The organism is Roseovarius albus, from assembly GCF_900172335.1.
In the GTDB taxonomy this organism is placed as follows: domain Bacteria; phylum Pseudomonadota; class Alphaproteobacteria; order Rhodobacterales; family Rhodobacteraceae; genus Roseovarius; species Roseovarius albus.
Window position 1 is genome coordinate 58,908 of record NZ_FWFX01000002.1, and the last position, 13,605, is coordinate 72,512.

14 protein-coding genes and 1 tRNA gene are annotated in these 13,605 nt (G+C 52.1%); 9 read left to right on the forward strand and 6 right to left on the reverse strand.

Features of this window, described 5'->3' with window-relative positions:
- Positions 1–9: 9 nt before the first annotated feature.
- Positions 10–1,104, reverse strand: coding sequence for a tyrosine-type recombinase/integrase (locus ROA7450_RS02995; RefSeq protein WP_085804201.1), 1,095 nt, complete (start codon positions 1,102–1,104; stop codon positions 10–12).
- A 367-nt stretch (positions 1,105–1,471) separates the two neighbouring features.
- Here ROA7450_RS02995 and ROA7450_RS03000 point away from each other — a divergent pair, with 367 nt between their 5' ends.
- The 8 genes from ROA7450_RS03000 (at position 1,472) to ROA7450_RS03035 (ending at position 8,587) form a co-directional block, all read left to right on the forward strand.
- Entirely contained in the window at positions 1,472–1,894 is a 423-nt protein-coding gene (locus ROA7450_RS03000) for a helix-turn-helix domain-containing protein (RefSeq protein WP_009810479.1), read from the forward strand.
- A 4-nt stretch (positions 1,895–1,898) separates the two neighbouring features.
- Positions 1,899–2,195, forward strand: coding sequence for a hypothetical protein (locus tag ROA7450_RS03005; RefSeq protein ID WP_085804202.1), 297 nt, complete (start codon positions 1,899–1,901; stop codon positions 2,193–2,195).
- A gap of 4 nt (positions 2,196–2,199) precedes the next feature.
- Positions 2,200–3,099, forward strand: a complete 900-nt coding sequence (locus ROA7450_RS03010) for an HNH endonuclease (protein WP_085804203.1) — start codon at positions 2,200–2,202, stop codon at positions 3,097–3,099.
- The gene (locus tag ROA7450_RS03015; protein WP_085804204.1) at positions 3,099–3,881 is read left to right on the forward strand and encodes a DUF3800 domain-containing protein; all 783 of its coding nucleotides are present in this window, start codon (positions 3,099–3,101) and stop codon (positions 3,879–3,881) included. The genes ROA7450_RS03010 and ROA7450_RS03015 overlap by 1 nt, the downstream gene beginning before the upstream one ends.
- 252 nt (positions 3,882–4,133) lie before the next feature.
- Positions 4,134–6,791, forward strand: coding sequence for an SMEK domain-containing protein (locus ROA7450_RS03020; protein ID WP_085804205.1), 2,658 nt, complete (start codon positions 4,134–4,136; stop codon positions 6,789–6,791).
- Complete coding sequence (locus tag ROA7450_RS20925) at positions 6,788–7,165, forward strand: hypothetical protein (protein WP_085804206.1); 378 nt, start codon at positions 6,788–6,790, stop codon at positions 7,163–7,165. Before ROA7450_RS03020 ends, ROA7450_RS20925 begins: the two co-directional genes overlap by 4 nt.
- A 70-nt stretch (positions 7,166–7,235) precedes the next feature.
- Positions 7,236–7,547 (forward strand): hypothetical protein, encoded by a 312-nt coding sequence (locus tag ROA7450_RS03030; RefSeq protein ID WP_143534340.1) that lies wholly within the window; start codon positions 7,236–7,238, stop codon positions 7,545–7,547.
- 134 nt (positions 7,548–7,681) lie between these two features.
- Positions 7,682–8,587, forward strand: a complete 906-nt coding sequence (locus ROA7450_RS03035; RefSeq protein WP_234999447.1) for a radical SAM/SPASM domain-containing protein — start codon at positions 7,682–7,684, stop codon at positions 8,585–8,587.
- 129 nt (positions 8,588–8,716) lie between these two features.
- Here ROA7450_RS03035 and ROA7450_RS03040 read toward each other — a convergent pair whose 3' ends face one another.
- The 5 genes from ROA7450_RS03040 to ROA7450_RS03060 all read right to left on the reverse strand — a co-directional run bounded on the left by ROA7450_RS03040 (position 8,717) and on the right by ROA7450_RS03060 (position 12,150).
- On the reverse strand, positions 8,717–9,007 hold the full coding sequence (locus ROA7450_RS03040) for a hypothetical protein (protein ID WP_085804208.1): 291 nt from the start codon (positions 9,005–9,007) through the stop codon (positions 8,717–8,719).
- A gap of 30 nt (positions 9,008–9,037) precedes the next feature.
- Entirely contained in the window at positions 9,038–10,594 is a 1,557-nt protein-coding gene (locus ROA7450_RS03045; RefSeq protein ID WP_085804209.1) for a relaxase family protein, read from the reverse strand.
- Entirely contained in the window at positions 10,591–11,064 is a 474-nt protein-coding gene (locus ROA7450_RS21240; RefSeq protein WP_234999407.1) for a plasmid mobilization protein, read from the reverse strand. The genes ROA7450_RS03045 and ROA7450_RS21240 overlap by 4 nt, the downstream gene beginning before the upstream one ends.
- Positions 11,061–11,918 (reverse strand): hypothetical protein, encoded by an 858-nt coding sequence (locus ROA7450_RS03055; protein ID WP_085804210.1) that lies wholly within the window; start codon positions 11,916–11,918, stop codon positions 11,061–11,063. The genes ROA7450_RS21240 and ROA7450_RS03055 overlap by 4 nt, the downstream gene beginning before the upstream one ends.
- Positions 11,919–12,073: 155 nt before the next feature.
- Positions 12,074–12,150: transfer RNA gene (locus ROA7450_RS03060), tRNA-Arg, on the reverse strand.
- A 179-nt stretch (positions 12,151–12,329) separates the two neighbouring features.
- Between ROA7450_RS03060 and ROA7450_RS03065 the strand changes: the two genes are divergently transcribed.
- A complete protein-coding gene (locus ROA7450_RS03065) occupies positions 12,330–13,562 on the forward strand; it encodes an MFS transporter (protein ID WP_085804211.1) in 1,233 nt (410 codons plus the stop codon).
- The last annotated feature ends 43 nt before the right edge of the window (positions 13,563–13,605 follow it).

Sequence of the window (13,605 nt, forward strand, 5' to 3'; positions counted from 1 at the left end):
TTCATAGCGCTATTCCTTCTTTGATTTCTGCTGCTTGGGTATTTGTACAGGGCCTTCCTGTACATGGTTTGTACGAAAACGGGCCCTGACATCGGCCTCATCCGTCTCTGCGTGGGCATAGATGCGCATAGGCAAATTGGGGTCTGACCAGCGCCCAGCCTTTGCCGCTGTGACCGGATCGACGCCTTGGCGCACGACCAATTCAGTGAAGAACCCATGCCGCCCTGCTGGGTGCGCAGACAAATACTGGATGCCCGCCCGCTTACAGATTGTCTTCCATCGAGTGTTGTAGCCTGTTGAGCTGCCATAACCGAAAACACGGGCTTTCATCAGCTTGCCGGTCTTGCGGTTCTTGGGCCGTTTGGCTGGCAGTGCGAGAAGCTCGTCCATCATCTGAGGCGAGACGGTGATCCAACTTTCCGGATGTCCTTTCTGCGCTTTTACCCGAACTTTGTTTTCGTGTGGCCGCAGATCGTCTGGCTCCAATGATACGGCCTGATCAATCCGTGCAGCCGTCTCGAACATGAAGCGGACCAGCGCAGCATTGTACGGATCAGCAGCACGGCAAAATGCCTCGATCCATTCCTTATCAGCTGGCGTGCGCTCGACGCGGCTAAGCTTCCCGCGCCGCTTGTCCTGAGCGATGCGCTCAAACTTGTCGTAGGGCTTCACGCGGATGAGAGGCGTGCCTTCCAGCTCATGCGCGTTGTTGATTACAGCACTTGCGGGCGTCACGATCTCACGCCACCAGGTATCGGTCGACGCCTTGGGTTTCAACTTCGGCCCAAGGCTCTTCAATAGCGCACCAGAAATCGCGCCTAGAGACAGGTCCCCGATTGCTTCGACAATCGGGATCAACTGCTTCGCCGCTTTTGGGGACGCGTTGTAGAGCATGATTGCATCAGAGAACGTCTTGCTCGGTTCGTCGCCCACGACATAGCGACGGATCTGACGTTCGGTCTCATGGTTTATCCAGTCCCGTGCGCCCTCTTCTGTAGATGCCTTAGTGCTTCGCCGGTATGGGCCGGCGATTGGCCTGCCGTTGTATTCAATCCACCCCTTGGCCCAGTAGACACGGCCCCTCTTGTAAATTTGGAGCGGCATGACTGGCCTCCTTCAAAAATCGTATCAATCTGCGCGGGCGTGATCAGCATGGTTCGCCCAAGGCGATAGAATGCGCCCGTGTCATTTGCTCGCTCGCGCAACGTGCGTTCCGAAATATCGATCCCCATCCCGGCCATGACTTCGACCCACTGCGCGGGTGTTTTCCCAAGCCCCAGGATCTGAGAGCTGTCTGAATAGTTGGTCTCGGCCATTTCAGTCGTCCTTGTCCGCTTAAGTTGAATCGGCGATGCGCATGGAATCGCTTGTTCTGCACCTTCTGACGTGGTCAGATGTGATTAACAGTAAATGTTCGTCATTTTTTGCAAAGTTCGCGAATTTCGACGAAGTAGTCAATTGGAAAATGTCGATGCCGCAGAAACATGCTGATCTTTTTGCTGCAATGGGTGCTCGTCTCACCATTGCTCGCAATGAAATCGGCTTCTCACAAGCGGCCATGGCGGAAGCTATCGGTGTCTCACCCCGCGCGTATCACAGCTACGAAAAGGGCCAGCGCGGAATGCCTGTAGAAGCCTTGGTCGCGATGGGTGAGCGGTTCGAGGTGGACGTGCCCTGGCTGCTACTTGGCACCAAATCCATTCGGGCGGGGCATGATTTCGAAGCGCTCAAACACATCGAAAGCTCGCTGGATAAGCACCTCACCGATGAGGGCATAAAAATCAAAAGCGAAAAGCGCGGGGCAATCGTGGCCCGTTGGTATCAATCGCATGTCGAAGGCCGTGAAGTGACGGATGACGACGTGCACACATGGATCGAGTTGGTAAGGGAGTAATCTGGTGAACAAGGCAAACAAACGCTGGAACATATTGCGGCACTCAGTCTTGGAGCGAACCCGCCGTGAGGTGATCGAACCCTTTGGGCCACTTTACCTGATCTTCCTTGGAACCAGCGTCTTCTACCTGATTGGTTTAGGCCAACTATTGTTGGCACAACAGTCTGCCGAATACTCGGTTTTTGCTGCCATCCTGATTCTTGCGATCGCTGCAGCTGGCTTGGCGCTTCCATTTTTGACAGGTGCGGTGCTGACCCTACGCGCGGCCGATCGAAAACTGGAACGTCTTCAACGCGGGTGATCCGATGGCCTTCGGTATTTTCATCCATCGCAGCGACTCGATCTACGACGACATTCCCTCGGAGCGGTATCAGTTTCCCAAGCAATACCTCTCGCGTGCCCAACAGTGCGAAGGAGATTGGATCGTCTACCTGGAGCCAAGCAAGGTCAAAGAGACCAAAGGCTATTTTGCTGTCGCTATGGTCCAGGAGATCATTCCGGACCCTAGGAAGCCGGACATGTTCTTGGCGGTGATAGAGCCAGGAACATATCTTGATTTCGGGGACCCCGTTTCATTTCGAGACGAAAACTCAATCGTCGAAAAAGGCTTGTTGAACGATCAAGGCAAGATATCCGGGCGCGCGCAAGCCGCAGTAAGAACCCTTTCAGCTGAAGACTTTGCCCGAATAGTCGAACGTGGCCTTGGACGAGATGAGGACATCCTGCCTCGCGTGGGCGACACGATGCAAATGCCAGGGTTTCAAGATGCTCAAACACCGTTCCAACACATGCCTGCTCGGGAACGAGTCAACCAGCTGACCAATCGCGCGGTTCGCGACCGCAACTTCAGAAAGAACGTCCTGCGCGCCTACGGCGAACGCTGCGCCATCACCGGTCTACGTCTGATCAATGGCGGTGGCCGAGCTGAAGTGGAAGCCGCTCATATCAGGCCTGTAGAGCATGACGGTCCCGACATCGTTAGCAACGGGATCGCCCTGTCCGGGACTGCACACTGGATGTTTGATCGCGGTCTCGTCGGGTTAGCAGACGACCTGACAATTCTGGTTTCCCGTCAAAGCAACGATATCGAAGCCGTGACGTCGATGATCAACTCGTCCGGCAAGACCTTGGTGCCGGACCGCCTCGCTAACCGGCCAAGGACTGAGTTTGTAACCTGGCACAGAGAGAATTGTTTTAAGCAGTAATGGCATATCTATTCTTAGACGACAGTAAGCATCATAGATCCGGATTCTCACTTGCAGCATTCGCCATTTGCGATACGGATCCCACAGAGGAAATGGACGCCCTCTTTCGCGAGTATGGCTTCGATCCGGGCACGTTCGAGTTCAAGTCTTCTGCAACCATGAACGACAACAATAATCTTCAAGCGCTGCGAGACAGCTTGAAACACTTTATCGCACGCAACTGCAAAATGGCCCTATGCATTGTAGATAGTGCAGAAGACACTAGGAAATTAGGCCCCGCTTCGCTGACGCTTTTGCGTAGCGCACTGAAGCATCCCCGGCTCGAGGGCCAGCAGCACGAGGTCTTCTTTGATGAAGGCCTATTCAAACATAAAAGCGCGGCTGAGGCTTTAGTTGCAGGAGATCCGGAACTCCAAGACTGCAACTTCCACTTTGAACAGGATTCCAAGGCGGTAATGGGTATCCAACTTGCGGACATCATGGCCCATACGTGCAGCATTATGCTGTTGGAAGCACTCGGTTATATTACCAAAAAGGTGATCGTCAACGCCCCTGGGGACAGTGTATATGATGGTCTCGAGGTCGAGCTCGGCTTCGAGATGTGGGCAGGGATCCGCTACGCATTTCTCAGCCAAAACAAGCCGAACCCAAAAGACGGTTTCGACCTAGCAAACGTCGACGTTTATCCTTGGGGGTTATTTATTGATGAGAGCGTCAACGAACGAATTGCTCCTGCGGCGATGGACCGATTTGGGGAGAACTATTTGGGGTGCATACATTGATAGTCTTTGACCGACATTGGACCCCCTGCCGGAGTGCTGAAATTGCGGTCCGCCTTGCGGCTTTTCGCGACATCTGTAGAGTTTTGGAGTTTCCGGACATCTTGCTCGATCTAGTGGTTTCGAATTCAACGACAGGAAATCGACCTTTGGCGAAGACTAATATGCCCTGAAGCAGGATGACAGCATGAGCTGAGATGCAAGTGTTCACTCAATCTTCTAAACCTCATCGTTTCGACGGAAAATTATTGCCCCATGAGAAAACAAGAACTCCTAACGAAATCAAGCGGATTACTAGCGCGATTTGCCTATGATGTGCGCGTGAAAAACTCGATGGGGCTTTTCGACATAAACACAATAGCCGAAGACCTGCTGGTACCAGTCTTTTCTGTCGTATTCGATTGTCCGGATCTCCAGAACCAAAATAAAATCCAGATGAATTTTCCGGCGGTTGATCTGGGCTGTTCGAAAAGTAGAGTTTCTCTGCAAATTACTTCCGACGGCTCGAGCGGAAAGGCTCTGAAAACGGTAGAGAAGTTTGAAGAACACGGCTTGGGAAGCGAGTTTGATCGCTTGCTAATCTACGTTCTGACAGAGAAGCAGACGAGTTATTCGTCTAAAAAGCTAGCACAAGCTGCAACGGATTGCTCCATAGATTTTAGCCCTGAGCGGGACATACTAGATTATCAAAACCTATCTCATCTATTGAGCGAACTTCCGGAAGAAAAACTGGAGGCCGTCGCAGACATTCTAGACGGTTTTTTTGCCGCCGAAGATACTGACCGCAAATTTCGGGCGGAACTGAACGCTTTCTTAGAAGTCAGCGTAAGAAAGATCGAAGATGAAAAAAGCTCCAAAAAGTATATTCCATCTGTTTTTGTCGAGACCACAAAGACAAAAGAAGAGATGAGATACTTCGCAAACCCCTTGTTTTTTTGCGAGAAAATCGACGATGCCCTGTCTGACTTCGATTTGGTAGAATACAATAGAATTCTTCAGCTTTCGCACATGCAGCCAATCAGTTTCGACCTAGAAACTACCATTTCATCTCCTTATCCAAACACGCTCTCGGATCTTTTTGGACGTCTGACAACTCAGCTTGATGGCATTTCCCAGATGAAGGCGCACTTGCTTCCATATACTCACGAAGGACAAGCAGAGAAAACGTTCGGCTCGCATGACTACTTGAGTGGTTATTGGGAGGTATTTAGGCACAGTCTGACATATGGCGGTATGGGCTTGGTTCGGTCCCTCGAAGGCATCCAAAAGATGGTTGAACTTGCACACGCAAAGATTTTCCTGGTCACAGGTATGGCGGGTCAAGGCAAAACGAATTTTATTTGCGACCTAGTTGAAAACCAATTCCGAAAGTTTGAAGTCCCAACGATATTTATACCCGCGAGAAAGCTGAACGATTATCCTGGACCGAATCGTCTGCTGTCCTACATCGCAAATAATCGTTATTCTCCTGAGTTCGGTGACCCACATGAGCTCTTTCAACTACTTAATGCTGTCGCTGCCGACTTTGGAAAGCCATTCATAATCGCTATAGATGGTATCAACGAGGTTGGTGACCTGGATGGGTTTGTGTCTGAGCTCAGAGTCTTTTTGGAGGCCCTATGCCAGTACGAGTACATAAAGGTTATTATTTCCTGTCGAAGTGAATTCTTCGATCATAAGTTCTCAGGCCTATTTGAACCTCAGTTCTCAGGATTCATGCACCGTGTGCGAGATCTGAGAAGCAAAATGTCTGACGAAAACAAACTTCAGCTGCTTGCGTCCTATTTGGAGCACTTTAAGGTACGTGGTCGTTTGTCGAGTTACGCTGAAAGGGTGCTACAAGACGACCTAATCTTGCTAAGGATTTTCTGTGACATCAACGAAGATCAGAAGGTTGGTTTCGTACCGGATATCTATAAGGGCGAAATCTTTGAGCGATACCTTATGACAAAGATTCAGGAGTTCCCCAAAGACAAGCAACAAGAGGCTATTTCAACACTCTACCAAGTCTGCGCGAAAATGTTGTCGGTAGGGGACTTCGCCCAAATTGCTCTGGACGGCTTTAGTATGGAGCAAAGGCAGATCATTGACGCTTTTGTAGGAGAAGATATCGTTCTCCGGAGGGAAGTTCCTCCGACTGGGCTCTCCTCTTTGGGCCTTTCCAACATCTCATTCACTTACGATGAGATGAGGGATTTTTTGTTGGCCCACTTTGTGATCAGCCAATTGTCAAAGGACGACCCAGATGCAGTCACTACCATGTTTGGCAATATCAAAAAATGGCCGATCTACGAGGGCTTCTTTCGGTACGCGTATGTTTTATCTCGCAAGGAGCTCAACGACCATGTGATAGCTCTCTGCGAAGCTAACGACGATTTCCAAACCCACTACCTTAACAATCTTCCAGTTCTGTCACCGGACATACAGTCTGAATCCGACGTCTCGACGGTGCATGAGCTGCTTGCCAAACCAGCCGCAGATCGTCAGCTTCGGAGACTGTTTTGGTTCCTTTTCAGGAAACGCGTCCTGACTGATCCTATAAATATTCAGATACTCTTGGATCATTTAGCTGGCCTCGAAGACGCGGGGCTAGAGGCATTTGCAAAGGCAGCATTCTCAAGATCTGAAGGCTATCGAGATGATGAATGGCGGGATCAAATCGGCAGTTTATTGAAGTCTCTTCTTGGTTTAAGTCGCGAGGAACAAATCGGGGTTGGCGAGGCGGCACTTGCAGTGTCGCTGTTCTTTGCTCCTCATGCGCGTTGGGACGAAAGAGAAGCGGTCAAGAACCTATTTTCCGAGAGATTCGAAGTACCAGAGTTTTCTGGTGCGTTAGACCGATGTGCTAAGACAAGTTCAGTGCGTGTCCGCGAATGCCTCGCCGAGATAGCAGAAGGTATCAGTTCGCAATGAGGGATCATGTATTGTTAGTATTACCCACCTCTTGGGAGCCAAACAGGCAGGCATTTCTTACGCAACTTGGGGTATCGGAAGGAGGTCTCGGCGAACAACTTTTCGGAAAGGTGTACAATGCTCTTTTTGTACACTCGACTGAGATGAGACGGGAGTTTGAACGCTACTACGCTGTCGAGTATGGCTCACCTGAAAACTATGCTCGAATTGTGCACGGGCTCGAGTTAGATGACGAAGAACTGGCCCATGATCAGATTTTTTTGGTTACCTGGTTGCCGCAGATTGTCGATGGAGATTATGAAGAGAACCAACTAGACACGGTTCTCGCCTGCATTGAAGAGCTTGAAAGGGCCAACAATGAAGCTAAAACTTGATTTTGTTTCAAATAGTTCGTCGACGTCCTTCGTCTATATCTCAGATAGCGACTTCACTGAGGAGGTTTTCATGAAGGCCGTAGGTGTTGATCCGAATGGTCCCGTAGGTGAACTTTTCCGCGAAATGCATTATGAGATGATCTCTGGAATGCAATACGGTGAGACCATCGCGACGTCCAATCAAGCAGAACAGCTGGCAAACAAACATGAATTCACACCTGACGTAATTGAGCGAATGAAAGAAGCCATAGCCCAAGGAAAATCGGTCTACACAGGTTCTCTCAGTAGCGATGGTCCGTTCGCAGAGTCTTTGTTGTGTATGGAAATGTTTGAAATCAGATCTGATGAATTTTTCATCAACGCATTCAATAACTATTGGTAGATAAATTGCTCAAGTCTGTTCGTTACAGTAGTTTAGGCTACACGTCGTTTTTCAACTCAGAGACCGGATTCTTTGCGAGAATGCCCGACAAAGGAGAGCCTGACCCATTTTGGTCACCTCACGGCCCAGAGCTAATGGACATATCGATAACCAATTGGTGCGATAAGGGCTGTGTCTTCTGCTACAAGTCGTCGACTAAACACGGGCAGCACATGGCGCTGTCAGACTATAAAAACATCATCGATCAAGCTTCCGAAATGGGTGTCTTTCAGGTTGCCTTGGGAGGCGGAAACCCAAACCAGCATCCTGATTTTGTCGAGATTTTAGAATACACTGCTTCAAAGGAAGTTGTGCCGAACTATACGACCAACGGGCGCGGTCTAAGTCGTGAAATCCTGGAAGCGACACGCAAACACTGCGGTGCCGTGGCTGTATCTGCCTACGAACCGTTCAATGAAACAGCTGAAACCATAGAGACGCTGACAAAGTGCGGTATCAAGGTCAACGTGCACTTCATTTTGGATTCAGAGAGCATTGACCTTGCAATTGCATGGCTTCAGGAGCCGCCAGCTTTTTTGTCAGGCATCAACGCCATAATTTTTCTAAACTACAAACCGTCTGGCCGGAAGGTCTTTGAAAAGAAGATGTTGCGGAACAGTGATCGGTTGGATGAGTTTTTCAAGCTGGCAACTTCAAGCCAGCGAAAATTAAAAGTTGGTTTCGACGCTTGTTGCGTAAGCGGTGTCTTCGCTCGAACTAGTTCTAATACCAGCATGGTGGACGCATGCGATGCCGGGCGTTTTTCCATGTACGTCTCTGAAGACCTCTCGGTTCATCCATGTTCCTTCCAGAGCGGCCTTGCAGAGGGCGACAAGCTGACGGACAGTAATTCTCTGCTAGAGATCTGGACCAAGTCCAAAAACATGTCGTCATTTCGTGATTACTTTGCCTCTGACCGCTGCGGAGGCTGCTCGCATCGCTCCAATTGCATGAATGGATGCCCATTGTTCGACGATCTAGTTGTTTGCGGCAACCGCTAAGCTATTATCCCGCGAACGGGGCCATTCGTGAAGTTTCCCGCAATCGACGAACATCAGTGCATTCATTTAGACGGTACAACCTTCACGTCTGAAGCGAACTTTCACTTCCTCGCCAATTAGTGATGCTAGTTAGTCATATATCACGACAACCACCTGTCCTACATCCACTTCTTTTGCATTCAGATCTAGTTCGCGGATGATGTACCGGCCCGCACGGCCGGTGATATGGCGGCGGTAAGTCTTGCCTGTTTGGTCGATGAACAGACAACGAATGTCGCTATAGTCACCCCATATGCCTGCTATGGCCATTAGGGGAATGCCCTCGGGCAGGCGGACGACTTTTTCATAGCCGCGATAGTCGATACCGTATTCTAGGGCTTGCCGGAAACCAAGCGTGAATTGAGGATGGTCAAATTGCATGAAGTGCCTTTCTGCGATTTGGATCTTCGTTCAAAGTGAGTGTCCCGCGCCGCAGTGGCTATCACGGGCCTCTAGCTCTCGTTCAGCCGCTTCTCGGCGTCTTTCGCTAGTTTCCAGCTGGTCTCCAATCTCGCTTGAAGCGTCTCGTAATTCTGCTCCTCGCGCAGCAAGTCGGCCAATGTGGTGACGGACGTGAGATGTGATTTCATCAATAGCGCCACGCAATGTGCCAAGCCATTCACCTTGCTTTCGATCCTGCTGGTCGAGCGTTTCTCCAAGGCGTGCAATTCCTTGGCTGAGCTCTCGCAGGCAGTCACCAATCGTTCGACGGATGCGAGCAATTCGCGCTCCAATGCTGTCAGGGATTGCGTCATCTAAGGCTCCTTGATCTTGATGCAGATGATCGGCGTCTGCGCCAATGTGCAGGTCTTCAATTCGGTCCGTTCGGGGTCCAGCGTCACCCATGTCTGCCCTGCCTGTTCGATCCGGGTCAGGCCAAGCCTCGACATCTCCGAGCGCATGATCAAACCCGTCCAAAACCAACTCGCCAGTAGCACTGTCGCGATCCAGGCTGAGACCATCCCCACGATCACCCAGGGCGAGATCGTTAACCAGCGGCGGATCTTCTCGCTCCGCCTCTCCAGCTCGCTCTTGCTGTCGCTCAGAAAGAACCTGATATCGGTCTCGATTGTATGCAGCGCGCTGGTCGCAATGCTGCTGAAATCGCTCCTGAAGCTCTCCAGCTGAGACTCCATCAAGGCGGCGTGGTCGCTCCGGATCGTCTCCAGATCCGCGTTCAATTTCTCGGCGAGACGGTTCGGCTTGCCAGTCGTCATGGAAAATCTCTCCTTTCAAGCGCCAGCGCTCACCGGTGTCGGGGTCTTTGGCTGTGATGTAATTCTTGCTGGAACGAGGTATCTCGAAGCCCGCGTCGGTGAGCGCATCAACCAGGCTGGCTCGGTCGGTGATGGTGCCGACGCTGATCTGATCGAGGATCCAATCGTGCAGCGCCTCGCGACCTTGCGCGCGCGTCGGCGCTTCAATCGTCACCCTCACTTCGCGAGTGCGTTCTGGGTCCAAAGGGTCTGCCCAACCGTGGATTTGGTTCATCAAATCGCGCAGGCTGGAAAAGGCGCTCTCATGTCCTGGCGGCGCGATGTTCAACGCCTTGCCGGTACTGAGCTCAAGGCGTGGCGTACAGAAGTGCAGCTCGACATTGCCTTCATGCGAGTGGCGCACCCAGAGGCAATCGTATTGATCCCTGTCCAGCCCAGCAAAGGCCAGAGCCTCAAATAGCTCAATGGCCTCCTGCTGGGCGGCGGGGCTGGGGTCATCGCTCTCGGCAAAGCTGATGACACCTGCCGTGTAGCTCCACTTATTGGCGCTCGCATCGATCAGTTCGCGGGTCTGATCGGGATTGCCGTGCAACACCTCGGGCAGCGGGTCGCGGATTTTGGTTTGCGGCTCACCGTTGTCATCGCGGATCAGATTGCGGTTCTCGTCGTAGACCAGAACTTCGCGTGCGGTCAGGTAACCCACGGGTGCCGCGCCGCCGCCAGTTCCGGTGGAGAAGAAAGAGATGATCATTCGATGTTCCCGCCTGTGTGTGCCGCCACGATCTGCGCCAATTGCCTCTCGATGACCACCAGCTGCGTCGCGACCTGAAGCGCATCGATCTGGCTCGCGCGGCCGGATTTGACCGCGCCGTTGATCCAGCGGGAGAGCTGGTTGAGGTTGCCGCCGACACGGGCAATTGCAAAGGTCAGCTTCGGGTCAACACGGGGGACGGGCTTGCGCCGACGTGCCTCGACCAGCCCCAAGGCCTCTCGCATCAGCGTGGCATTGGCCAGGCCAGCGGCGCGCGCTTTGGCCACAAGCGCTGCCTTTTCGGACGGTGTGCATCGAAAGATCACGCTCTCGGAAAGGCCCTCTTTGACGCCGCTTGCGCGCGTCTGGTTGGGGTTTGAAGGGGAGGCTTGCCGCCCCTCACAAGTCCCGCCGATGTAATCGGTGGGTAACCTTGCTCTCTGCTCTTTGTGGGGATCAGTTGCGTTCATGATCTCAGCCCTGCGGCCTCGATTTCGGCGGGGCTGACCAGGTTTGCAGCTAGCAAGGCGGTCACTTGGCCGGGCGTGATGTGACGGCACAGTGGATGGCGATCTGTGACCCATTCGGCCAAGCCTTTCAGCAACTCGGCCTCTTTGGCCTTGCCCTCTTCTCGTGCCTCCTCAACGTCGTGAAGATATTTCAACCAACGGCCAGAGGTGAACCAGTTGTCGGAGAAGCACACCTTGGATCGGGTGAAACTTTCGCTCTCACTCGCATAGGCCCGCACGGCGCCCTCAAGGTCTTTGGCGTCCACACCATCGGCCAGCGCTTGGCGAATTTGTGAAACGCAGACCGCTTTGCCGCGAACGCGATCCTCCGGATAGGCGGACAAAATCTTTTCAGAGACTTCGTCCTCCGCCGCCGCCTTCGCGTGCGAAAGATTTGGTTTTTGATATGGTTTATATCTGTTCTTATAGGATTTGCCCTCTGGGGCAGATGGCTTGCCCTCAGGGGCAAATGCATCATTTTTCCTTTCGGTCGGATCGATTTGCCCATTTGGGCAAATGGAGTTGCCCAGGGCATACCAACAGGTCCGATCATAACGATCATCGCTGAAATTGCCCTTGATGATCAGCTCTGCGCTGACCAGCTTTTCGAGCGCTGTTCGGATCTGCTTCTCGCTCAGATAGGGGAACAACTCGCCGAAGGCAGAGATCGAATTGTAGGTCCAATACCGCCCGTCGCGAAGGTTGCGGCGATTGGCTTGGTTCTTCTCGATCCAGAAGGTGATGTTCTGGAAAATCACCGCCGCGTTCAGGCCAACACGTCCCGCGATTTCGGGATCAAAGCTATGGCGGCTCATGATTGGCCCCCGAAATACGCACAAACGTGCGAATTTTGTACAGGTTTTGTACGAGAAATCAGCCGTTTCAGCTGATTTCGCCGCGAAAGCTCACGGGACTTTTTGCAAGCTTCCGCACAACGTCCTGTAGATAAGCCATATTTTTCAGGTGTTTTTGGCGACCCCGGCAGGATTCGAACCTGCAACCTGCCCCTTAGGAGGGGGCTGCTCTATCCAGTTGAGCCACGGGGCCATTGGGGTTTTTATGGTATATTTCGATCTTGAAGCAAAGAGCAGAAATGCTGGTTGAGACGGGGCGTCGGAAAACTCTATGCCTGCGCAAAACTATATCTGGCAATTGTGCATTCGCGAAGAGATCTCTGTGCGATGCTTTTGCTCGCAATTTGCTTTGAGCAGGCGTAAGGCAAAAGCATGACACGGATCGTACCCCTTGATGACGCACACACATTACCGATTTGGCGGCAGCCTGTGGTGTTGCTGTTTGTCATGGCGGCGGCTTTGCCGGTGGCGTTTTCGACTTGGTCAGCATTGCTGAACAACTTCGTCATTGAGGTGGCCGGATTTGATGGATCGGACATTGGTTGGCTGCATACAGTGCGGGAGATCCCGGGGTTTCTGGCTGTAGGCGTCATTGCGATCATCATTTTCATGCGCGAACAGGTGCTTGGCCTGATTTCATTGATGCTTTTGGGCGTGGCAACGGCTGTGACCGCGTGGTTTCCGACGATGGGTGGGATTTTGACAATCACTATGCTCAGCTCGATCGGATTTCATTATTTTGAGACGGTGAATCAGTCATTGCAATTGCAATGGATCGACAAGAGGCGCGCGCCGCAGGTCTTGGGCTGGATCGTGGCGGCGGGGTCAGCAGCCACTTTGGTGGTTTACATCTTGATCGAGCGCCTGTGGGAGGTATTGGAGCTTAGCTACAATCAGGTCTATCTTATCTCGGGCGGATTTACTGCGCTGGTCGCTCTATTTTGCCTGATTGCCTATCCTCAATTCGAAAGCCCTAACCCGCAGGTCAAGAAGATGATCCTGCGCAAGCGCTATTTGCTCTATTACGCATTGCAGTTCATGTCCGGTGCGCGGCGACAGATCTTTGTTGTTTTTGCGGGCTTCATGATGGTCGAAAAGTTCGGCTTTGAAGTGCATGAGATGACCCGGCTACTGATGCTCAATCTTGTGGCCAATATGGTGTTTGCCCCGCTGATCGGAAAAGCGGTCGGCCATTGGGGGGAACGGCGGGCATTGATTGTGGAATATGTTGGACTGATCGCTGTATTTCTGGCCTACGGCGGCGTCTATTTCTTTGGATGGGGGCTATTGATCGCCTCAGCCCTTTACGTGATCGATCATTTGTTTTTTGCGATGGCGCTGGCCTTGAAGACGTATTTTCAAAAGATAGCGGATCCGGGCGACATTGCCCCAACGGCTGCGGTGGCCTTTACCATCAATCATATTGCTGCGGTTTTTCTGCCTGCGTTGTTGGGATATCTGTGGCTGATCTCCCCCGCCGCGGTGTTTATGCTTGCGGCAGGTATGGCCCTAGTGTCGTTGCTGCTGGCTTTGCTTATTCCGCGATATCCAGAGCCGGGATACGAGACGATTTTCAGTCGTGGACTCGCTGCTCCGGCGGAATAGCCGGGTGGCTTGACCTTGAATGGGCAAGCGACTAGGCGACTTT

What these genes read in the sequence shown, in the direction of transcription:
- ROA7450_RS02995 (WP_085804201.1), bottom strand. Translation starts at nt 1,104, where the DNA reads ATGCCGCTCCAAATTTACAAGAGGGGCCGTGTCTACTGGGCCAAGGGG.
- ROA7450_RS03000 (WP_009810479.1), top strand. Translation starts at nt 1,472, where the DNA reads ATGCCGCAGAAACATGCTGATCTTTTTGCTGCAATGGGTGCTCGTCTC.
- ROA7450_RS03010 (WP_085804203.1), top strand. Translation starts at nt 2,200, where the DNA reads ATGGCCTTCGGTATTTTCATCCATCGCAGCGACTCGATCTACGACGAC.
- ROA7450_RS03015 (WP_085804204.1), top strand. Translation starts at nt 3,099, where the DNA reads ATGGCATATCTATTCTTAGACGACAGTAAGCATCATAGATCCGGATTC.
- ROA7450_RS03020 (WP_085804205.1), top strand. Translation starts at nt 4,134, where the DNA reads ATGAGAAAACAAGAACTCCTAACGAAATCAAGCGGATTACTAGCGCGA.
- ROA7450_RS20925 (WP_085804206.1), top strand. Translation starts at nt 6,788, where the DNA reads ATGAGGGATCATGTATTGTTAGTATTACCCACCTCTTGGGAGCCAAAC.
- ROA7450_RS03030 (WP_143534340.1), top strand. Translation starts at nt 7,236, where the DNA reads ATGAAGGCCGTAGGTGTTGATCCGAATGGTCCCGTAGGTGAACTTTTC.
- ROA7450_RS03035 (WP_234999447.1), top strand. Translation starts at nt 7,682, where the DNA reads ATGGACATATCGATAACCAATTGGTGCGATAAGGGCTGTGTCTTCTGC.
- ROA7450_RS03040 (WP_085804208.1), bottom strand. Translation starts at nt 9,007, where the DNA reads ATGCAATTTGACCATCCTCAATTCACGCTTGGTTTCCGGCAAGCCCTA.
- ROA7450_RS03045 (WP_085804209.1), bottom strand. Translation starts at nt 10,594, where the DNA reads ATGATCATCTCTTTCTTCTCCACCGGAACTGGCGGCGGCGCGGCACCC.
- ROA7450_RS21240 (WP_234999407.1), bottom strand. Translation starts at nt 11,064, where the DNA reads ATGAACGCAACTGATCCCCACAAAGAGCAGAGAGCAAGGTTACCCACC.
- ROA7450_RS03055 (WP_085804210.1), bottom strand. Translation starts at nt 11,918, where the DNA reads ATGAGCCGCCATAGCTTTGATCCCGAAATCGCGGGACGTGTTGGCCTG.
- ROA7450_RS03065 (WP_085804211.1), top strand. Translation starts at nt 12,330, where the DNA reads ATGACACGGATCGTACCCCTTGATGACGCACACACATTACCGATTTGG.